General features: G+C 72.5%; 1 protein-coding gene. It reads left to right on the top strand.

Annotated features, from left to right (window positions below):
* Positions 1-71 precede the first annotated feature (71 nt).
* Entirely contained in the window at positions 72-9,566 is a 9,495-nt protein-coding gene (locus tag IE255_RS37955; RefSeq protein WP_190054995.1) for a type I polyketide synthase, read from the top strand.
* Positions 9,567-9,580: the final 14 nt, after the last annotated feature.

Raw genomic sequence — 9,580 nt, forward strand, 5'->3', positions numbered from 1 at the left:
CCCGCCCCGAACACCCCCGACCGCTCGAACATCCCGATCACGTCGATCACCTCTTCAAGGAGTGACACCCCATGGCGAACGAGGAGAAGTTCCTCGCCTACCTCAAGCGGGCCACGGCGGACCTGCGCGAGACTCGCCATCGGCTGCGCGAGATGGAGGACCGGGAGCGCGAGCCCATCGCGATCGTGGGCATGAGCTGCCGCTACCCCGGTGGGGTCAACAGCCCCGAGCAGCTGTGGGAGCTGGTCGCCGCGGGCGGGGACGGGATCACCCCGTTCCCCATCGACCGCGGCTGGGACGTGGAAGGGCTCTTCAGCACCGACCCGGGCGAGTCCGGCACGTCGTATGTGCACGAAGGCGGCTTCCTGCACGAGGCCGGCGCCTTCGACCCGGGCTTCTTCGGGATTTCGCCGCGCGAGGCGCTGGCGATGGACCCGCAGCAGCGGCTGCTCCTCGAAGTGTCCTGGGAGGCCTTCGAGCGCGCCGGCATCGACCCGACCTCGCTCAAGGGGAGCCGGACGGGAGTGTTCGCGGGCCTGATGTACCACGACTACATCAGCCAGCTGCAGTCCGTACCGGACGGCGTGGAAGGCTACTTGGGCACGGGCAACTCGGGCAGCGTCCTCTCCGGCCGCGTCTCCTACACGCTGGGCCTCGAAGGGCCTGCGGTGACGGTGGACACGGCGTGCTCGTCGTCGCTGGTCGCCCTCCACTTCGCGGTGCAGGCGCTGCGGTCGGGCGAATGCTCGATGGCGCTGGCCGGCGGTGTGACGGTCATGGCGACTCCCGGCACGTTCGTGGACTTCAGCCGCCAGCGCGGCCTGTCGTTCGACGGCCGCTGCAAGTCCTTCGCCGCGAGCGCGGACGGCACGGGCTGGGCCGAGGGCGCGGGCGTGCTCGTGGTGGAACGCCTCTCCGACGCACGCCGCCTGGGACACCAAGTGCTGGCCGTCGTCAAGGGTTCCGCGGTCAACCAGGACGGCGCGAGCAGCGGCCTGACGGCGCCGAACGGCCCGTCCCAGCAGCGTGTCATCCGCCAGGCCCTGGCCGGCGCGAGGCTCGCCCCCGAACAGATCGACGCGGTTGAGGCGCACGGTACCGGTACGACGCTGGGTGACCCGATCGAGGCGCAGGCGCTCATCGCGACCTACGGTCAGGACCGTCCGGAGGGCCGGCCGCTGTGGCTCGGTTCGCTGAAGTCGAACGTCGGTCACACGCAGGCGGCGGCCGGTGTGGCCGGTGTCATCAAGATGGTCATGGCGATGCGGGAGGGTGTGCTGCCGCGGACCCTGCACGTGGACGAGCCGACGCCCCAGGTCGACTGGTCGGCGGGTGCCGTCGAGCTGCTGACCGAGTCCATGGCGTGGCCGGAGACAGGCGAGCCGCGCCGTGCGGGTGTCTCGTCGTTCGGTGTGAGCGGTACGAACGCCCATGTGGTGCTGGAGCAGGCGCCGGCGGCGGAGGAGCCGGAAGCGGTTGTGGCTCCGGTGGCGCTTCCGGTGGTGCCGTGGGTGGTCTCGGCGAAGTCGGAGGCGGGGCTGTCGGGGCAGGTGGAGCGGCTTAGGTCGTTCGTTGCCGAGAAGCCTGAGCTGTCGCCCGTGGATGTGGGCTTCTCGCTGGTGACGTCGCGTGCGGTGTTGGAGCACCGGGCGGTGCTGATCGGTGAGCGGACGGTTCAGGGCTCGGTGTCGCCGGGTCGGGTGGGTGTGCTGTTCTCGGGTCAGGGCTCGCAGCGGGTCGGTATGGGGCGTGAACTCCACGCGGCCTTCCCGGTGTTCGCGGAGGCGTTCGACCAGGTGTGCGCGGAGTTGGACCGGCATCTGGACCAGCCTCTGCGCGAGGTGGTCTTCGAGGGCGGTGAGCTGCTGGATCAGACGCAGTTCACGCAGGCGGGTCTGTTCGCGCTGGAAGTGGCGCTGTTCGAGCTGGTGACGTCGTGGGGCGTGAAGCCGGACTTCCTGCTCGGGCACTCCATTGGTGAGTTGTCGGCTGCGTACGTGGCTGGAGTGCTGTCGCTGGAAGACGCTGCCGCTCTTGTGGCCGCGAGGGGTCGCCTGATGCAGGCGCTGCCGACGGACGGTGCGATGGTGTCGTTGCAGGCGACCGAGGACGAGGTGCTGCCGCTGCTGGTCGAGGGCGTGTCCATCGCCGCGCTCAACGGCCCGCGTTCCACGGTGATTTCGGGCGACGAGGACGCGGTGCTCGTTATTGCCGCGCACTTCGAGGGCGAGGGCCGTAAGACCAAGCGGCTGCGGGTCAGTCACGCCTTCCACTCGCCGCGTATGGACGCGATGCTCGACGACTTCCGCGCGGTCGCGCAGGGGCTGACCTTCAACACCCCGCAGCTGTCGATCATTTCGGACGTGACGGGCGAGGTCCTGTCGGCGGAGGAGGTCCAGGACCCGGAGTACTGGGTCCGCCACGTCCGTGAGGCGGTCCGTTTCCTGGACGGCATCCGCACCCTTGAGGCGGAAGGCGTGACGGCGTTCCTGGAGCTGGGTCCGGACGGTGTGCTCTCAGCGATGGGGCAGGACTGCGTCACCGGCGAGATCACCTTCGTACCCGCCCTCCGTAAAAACCGCGACGAGCCCGACGCACTCCTCACCGCCCTCGCCGAACTCCACGTACACGGCACAGCAGTCGACTGGACCGCGTACTACGCCGGCACCGGCGCCCGCCGGGTCGACCTGCCCACCTACGCCTTCCAGCACCAGCAGTTCTGGCCCCAGCGGCAGGCCCCCGCTGCGGTCGTCGCCTCGGCCGATCCGGTGGACGCCCGGTTCTGGGAGGCCGTCGAGCAGGGAGACCTGGCGGCGCTGGTCGGCACGCTCGGCTTCGAGGACGAGACGCGGGCGGCGCTCGGCGACCTGCTGCCCGTGCTGTCCGCGTGGCGGCGGCAGCGGCGGGACGCGTCGAAGGTCGACGGCTGGCGCTACCGCATTACCTGGAAGCCGCTGACGCTTCAGACGGACACCGGAATCGGCGGGCCCTGGCTGCTGGTCGTGCCCGACGCCGGGGCCGACGAGACGGCGGCGGCCGTCGGTCGGGCGCTCTCCGCAGGTGGCGCCGAGGTCGTGAGGGTGTCCGTCGCGGCGGGCGGTGCCGACCGGGGTGAGCTCGCCCGGGCGCTGCGCCAAGCGCTGCCCGAGGGCCGGCCGGTCGGCGGCATCGTGTCGCTGACCGCGCTCGACGAGGCACCCGACCACACCCACCCGACGCTCCCTGGCGGTGTCGCCGCCCTGCTGGCCCTGATGCAGGTCCTGGTGGAGCAGGGCGTGAACGCTCCGCTGTGGTGTGTGACGCGCGGCGCCGTGTCCGTCGGCAGGTCCGAATCGGTCTCCGGGGCGGTGCAGGCGCAGACCTGGGGCCTGGGCCGGGTCTTCGGCCTGGAGCACCCCGACCGCTGGGGCGGGTTGATCGACCTTCCCGGGGAGCTGGAGGCGCTGGACGCACGTGCCTGGTCGAGGCTGCCGGGCGTCCTCGCGGACCCGGCCGGCGAGGACCAGGTGGCGCTGCGTTCGGGCGGCGTGTTCGGACGCCGTCTGGTCCGGGCCCCGGAGGGTGACGAGCAGACGTCCGAGCCCTGGCGCCCGCACGGCACGGCCCTGATCACCGGAGGAGTGGGTGCACTCGGCGCCCACACCGCGCGGTGGCTCGCCCGCGCCGGCGTGGAGCATCTCGTGCTCACCAGCCGGCGCGGCGCCGAGACGGCAGGTGCCGCCGAACTCGAGGCCGAACTGACCGCGTCGGGCGCCCGGGTGACGATCGCGGCCTGCGACGTCGCCGACGGCGAGGCGCTGGCCGAACTCGTCGCCCGCGTTCAGAAGGCGGACGGCAGACCCATCCGCACGGTGGTCCACGCCGCGGGCGTCACCACACAGGCGGGGCTCGCCGACGCGGATCCGGCCGCCTTCGCCGACGCCCTCGCCGCCAAGGCGATCGGCGCCGCCAACCTCGACGCGCTCTTCGGCGCCGACACCCGCGACTCGCTGGACGCCTTCGTCCTCTTCGCCTCCGGCGCCGGTGTGTGGGGCGGCGCGGGACAGGGGGCCTACGCCACCGGCAACGCCTACCTCGACGGCCTCGCGGAGCACCGGCGGGCCCGCGGCCTGACGGCCACCTCGATCTCCTGGGGCGGCTGGTCCGGAGGCGGCATGGCCGTGGGCACGGCACAGGAGATGCTCGCCCGCCGCGGACTCGGTGGAATGGACCCGGAACTCGCGGTCGGCGCCCTGGTCCAGGCGGTCGGCGCGGGGGTGACCTGCCTGACCGTCGCGGACGTCGACTGGGCGTTGTTCGCACCCGCCTTCACCATGGCGCGCCCCAGGCCCCTCATCGATGACATCCCCGAAGCCGCCGAAGCCCTGCGGGCGCCGGAGAGCGACGGCGCGAGCGGACGGGACGTCGCGGAGGCACTGCGCGAGCGGCTCGCCGCCCTGCCGACGGCCGAGCGCGACCGGACGCTGCTCGACCTGGTCAGGGCGGAGGCCGCGGCCGTGCTCGGCCACCCGTCGCCCGACGCCGTCGCCCCGGACCGGGCCTTCAGCGAGCTGGGCTTCGACTCGCTCACCGCCGTCGAACTCCGCAACCGCCTGAACGCCGCCACCGGCCTGACCCTGCCCACCACCCTCGTCTTCGACCACCCCACATCGGACGACATCGCCCGGCACCTCCTCGCACCTCGGCTCGGCGCCGCCGACCCGACCGCGGAAGCGGCAGGGGAGACGGCGGACCGACGGTCGGCGCACGCCGACGAGCCCATCGCCATCGTCTCCATGGGCTGCCGGTACCCGGGCGGCGTCCGGACGCCGGAGGACCTGTGGCGCCTGGTGGCATCGGGCGGCGACGGGATGAGCGAGTTCCCGCACGACCGTGGCTGGGACATGGACCGGCTGTACCGCGGCGACCATGGGCAGCCCGTCACCACCCAGGCCCACGAGGGCGGATTCGTCCACGACGTCGCGGAGTTCGACGCCGCCCTCTTCGGCATCTCGCCCCGCGAGGCCCTGGGCATGGACCCGCAGCAGCGGCTGCTCCTGGAGACCGCCTGGGAGACCTTCGAGCGCGCCGGGATCAGCCCGGCATCGGTACGCGGAAGCCGCACCGGCGTGTTCACCGGCACCAACGGCCAGGACTACGCGACAGTTCTGCTCGGCTCGCCCGACGCCGGGGCGGGTTCCCTCGCCACGAGCAACGCGGCCAGCGTCGTGTCGGGCCGCCTCTCGTACACGTTCGGCCTGGAAGGCCCGGCGATGACGGTGGACACGGCGTGCTCGTCGTCCCTGGTCGCTGTGCACCTCGCGGTGCAGGCGCTGCGGTCGGGGGAGTGCGCCATGGCCCTGGCGGGTGGCGCCACCGTGATGTCGACCCCCGCGGCGTTCATGGAGTTCAGCAGGCAGGGCGCGCTGGCCACGGACGGTCGGTGCAAGTCCTTCGCGGAGGCGGCGGACGGCACGGGCTGGGGTGAGGGCGTGGGTCTGCTGCTCCTGGAGCGCCTGTCGGATGCCCGCCGCAACGGCCACCAGGTGCTGGGGATCGTGCGCGGTTCCGCCGTCAACCAGGACGGCGCGTCCAACGGTCTGACCGCCCCCAACGGCCCGTCCCAGCAGCGCGTCATCCGCCAGGCCCTCGAAGGAGCGGGCCTCTCGCCCGCACAGATCGACGTCGTGGAAGGCCACGGCACCGGCACGACCCTCGGCGACCCCATCGAGGCACAGGCGCTCATCGCGACCTACGGCCAGGACCGCCCGGAGGACCGCCCCCTGCGGCTGGGTTCGTTGAAGTCGAACATCGGCCACACGCAGGCCGCCGCCGGCGTCGCCGGCGTCATCAAGATGGTCATGGCGATGCGCGAAGGCGTACTGCCGCGGACCCTGCACGTCGACGAGCCGTCCTCCCACGTGGACTGGTCGGCGGGCGCCGTCGAGCTCCTCACGGACTCGGTCGACTGGCCGGAGACGGGCGAACCGCGGCGCGCCGCGGTGTCGTCGTTCGGCGTCAGCGGCACGAACGCGCATGTGGTGCTGGAGCAGGCTCCGGAGGCGGAGGAGCCGGCCGCGGCCGCGACCCCGGTGGCGCTTCCGGTGGTGCCGTGGGTGGTGTCGGGGCGTTCCTCGGGGGCCTTGTCGGCGCAGGTGGAGCGGCTGCGGTCGTTCGTCGCGGAGCGCCCTGGAGGCACTGAGCCGTCGCCGGTGGATGTGGGCTTCTCGCTGGTGACGTCGCGTGCGGTGTTGGAGCACCGTGCGGTGCTGATCGGTGAGCGGACCGTTCAGGGCTCGGTGTCGCCGGGTCGGGTGGGGGTGCTGTTCTCGGGTCAGGGCTCGCAACGGGCGGGCATGGGCCGGGAGCTGTACGAGGCGTACCCGGTCTTTGCGGACGCGTTCGACGCGGTGTGCGCGGAGCTGGACCGTCACTTGGACCGGCCGCTGCGCGAGATCGTCTTCGACGGCGGCGACCTGCTGGATCAGACGCAGTTCACGCAGGCGGGCCTGTTCGCGCTCGAAGTCGCGCTCTTCCGTCTGGTCGAGGCGTGGGGTGTGAAGCCCGACTATCTGCTGGGTCACTCGGTTGGTGAGTTGTCGGCTGCGTACGTGGCTGGCGTGCTGTCGCTGGAGGACGCCGCCGCGCTGGTGGCGGCGCGGGGCCGTCTGATGCAGGCGCTCCCGGCGGGCGGCGCGATGGTGTCGTTGCAGGCGACGGAGGACGAGGTCCTCCCGCTGCTGGTCGACGGTGTGTCGATTGCCGCCCTCAACGGGCCGTCCGCCACCGTGATCTCGGGTGATGAGACGGAGGTCCTGCGGATCGCCGCGCACTTCGAGAGTGAGGACCGCAAAGCCAAGCGGCTGCGGGTCGGTCACGCCTTCCACTCGCCGCGTATGGACGCGATGCTCGACGACTTCCGCAAGGTCGCGGAGCGACTGACCTTCAGCGCGCCGCAGTTGGCCATCGTGTCCGACGTGACGGGCGAGGTCCTGTCCGCGGAGGAGGTCCAGGACCCGGAGTACTGGGTCCGCCACGTCCGCGAAGCGGTCCGTTTCCTGGACGGCATCCGCACCCTGGAATCGGAAGGCGTGACGGCGTTCCTGGAGCTGGGCCCGGACGGTGTGCTGTCCGCGATGGCGCAGGACTGCGTCACCTCCGACTCCGGCGAGAGCACCTTCGTACCCGCCCTCCGCAAGAACCGTGAGGAGCCGGAGAGCCTGCTCACCGCCCTCGCCGAACTCCACGTACGCGGTAAGGCGGTCGACTGGTCGGCGTACTTCGCCGGCACGGGTGCCCGTCGCGTGGATCTGCCCACGTACGCCTTCCAGCACGATCGCTACTGGCCGAGCGCCGCGCCCGTAGCGGTGGCCGTCCCGGCGGACGGTGGGCAGGACCCGGTGGACGCCGAGTTCTGGGGCGTGATCGAGCGTGGCGACGTGGACGAGCTGGCCAGGACCCTCGACCTCGCGGACAGCGGAGAGTCCTCTCTGGCGAGCGTGCTCCCCGCGCTCTCCAGCTGGCACCGCAAGCGCAGCGAGGACTCGGCCGTCGCCGGATGGCGGTACCGCGTGACGTGGCAGCCGCTCGCGGATGCGGGCCCCCAGGGCACCCCGGGCACCTCCGGCGCGACGGCCGTGCAGAACACCCCGCTGCTGAACGGGACGTGGGTGCTCGCGGTGCCCGAGGCGGATACCGCCGGCACCGTCCTGACCGACTGCGCGACGGCGCTCGGCGAGCACGGCGCGAACGTGATCGTGCTGCCCGTGGACGGCGGCGGGGACACCGTCAAGGACCTCGCCGAGCGGCTCGGCGCAGCGGTCGCCGAGCCGGGGAAGCTCTCCGGAGTGCTGTCGCTGCTCAGCTTCGACGAGCGGCCGCACCCCGTGCACGGTGCGCTGCCCGTCGGTTCGTTCGCCGTTCTGGCCCTGCTGCGCGCGATGACCGAGCTGGGTCTCGAGGCGCCCCTGTGGTGTGCCACGCGGACCGCCGTCTCGGTACGCCGCTCCGACGTCCTCGCGCGGCCGGCGCAGGCCCAGACGTGGGGGCTCGGGCGGGTCGCCTCGCTGGAGCACCCGAAGCTGTGGGGCGGTCTGGTCGACCTGCCGGAGCGGGTGGACGCGACCGCGCTGAACCGCCTGGTGTCCGTTCTCGCGCGTACCGACCACGAGGACCAGGTGGCCGTGCGCGAGACCGGTGTGCTCACCCGGCGCGTAGTGCCCGCTCCGCTCGACGGGCCGGTGCCCGCCAAGCCCTGGAAGCCGTCGGGCACGGCGATCATCACCGGAGGCACCGGCGCGCTCGGCGGCCATGTCGCGCGGTGGCTCGCCGGCAACGGAGCCGAGCACGTCGTCCTCACCAGCCGCAGCGGTGGCAAGGCCGCAGGCGTTGACGAACTGGCCGCGGACATCGAGAAGTCGGGCGCCAGGGTCACCGTCGCGGCGTGCGACGTGACCGACCGCGCCGCGGTCGCCGCGCTCCTGGCGAAGCTCGCCGCGGACGGCGACGTGGTGCGCACCGTCGTGCACGCCGCCGGAGTCGGCGTGCTCGCGCCCCTGGCGGTGACGGACGACGTCCTCTTCGCGGACATCGCGTCCGCGAAGGTCGCCGGGGCCAGGCACCTGGACGAGCTGCTCGACCGGGAGAGTCTCGACGCGGTCGTCTACTTCTCGTCCGTCTCGGCGATCTGGGGCGTCGGCGACCACGGCGCCTACGCGGCGGCCAACGCCTACACGGACGCCCTCGCCGAGCAGCGCAGGGCCGAGGGCGTGCCCGCCCTGTCGGTGGCGTGGGGCCCATGGGCCGGCGGCGGCATGGTCAGCGACGACGCGAAGATCCTCCTCGACCGCCAGGGCGTGCGCCTCATCCAGCCGGAGACGGGCATGACCGCGCTGCGGCAGGCCCTGGAGAACGACGACACGTCCGTGGTGGTGGCCGACGTCGACTGGGAGCGCTTCGCGCCCGTCTTCACCATGGCCCGCGAACGCCCCCTGATCGGCGACATTCCGCAGGTGAGGGCGGCGGTCGCGGCCCCGGACGCGAGCCGGACCGAGGAGACGGGCGAGGCACACACGCTCCGCGCCGAACTGACCGTGCTGGCCGAGGCCGACCGGGAACGGCTGCTCCTCGACCTGGTGCGGGAGCACGCGGCGACGGTGCTCGGGCATGCGACGCCGGACGGCGTCGAACCGGCCCGGGCTTTCCGCGAACTCGGCTTCGACTCGCTCACCGCGGTCGAACTGCGCAACCGGCTCGACGCCGCGACCGGCCTGCGGCTGCCCGCGACCTCCGTGTTCGACCATCCGACGCCGGCCGCGCTCGCCCGCCACCTGCAGACGGAGATCCTGCGGGACACGGAGGGCGATCTGCCGCCCGGCGCCGAACTCGACCGCCTCGAACAGGTCCTCGCCGCCCGCGCACATGACGACATCGGGCGCGTACGGGTGGTCATGCGCCTGGAGTCCCTCCTGTCCAGGCTCAACGAGAGCCACGGGCCGGCGGAGCGGACGGACGCCGCGGACAGGCTCGAGTCCGCGACGAACGAGGAGCTGTTCGACCTGATCGACAACGACCTCGGGATCTCTTGACGTGACAAGCACGA

It is taken from the genome of Streptomyces lomondensis (assembly GCF_014651035.1).
Taxonomy (GTDB): Bacteria; Actinomycetota; Actinomycetes; order Streptomycetales; family Streptomycetaceae; genus Streptomyces; species Streptomyces lomondensis.

Excerpts from the sequence above, each read along its gene's own strand:
- IE255_RS37955 (WP_190054995.1), top strand. The coding sequence starts at position 72 with ATGGCGAACGAGGAGAAGTTCCTCGCCTACCTCAAGCGGGCCACGGCG.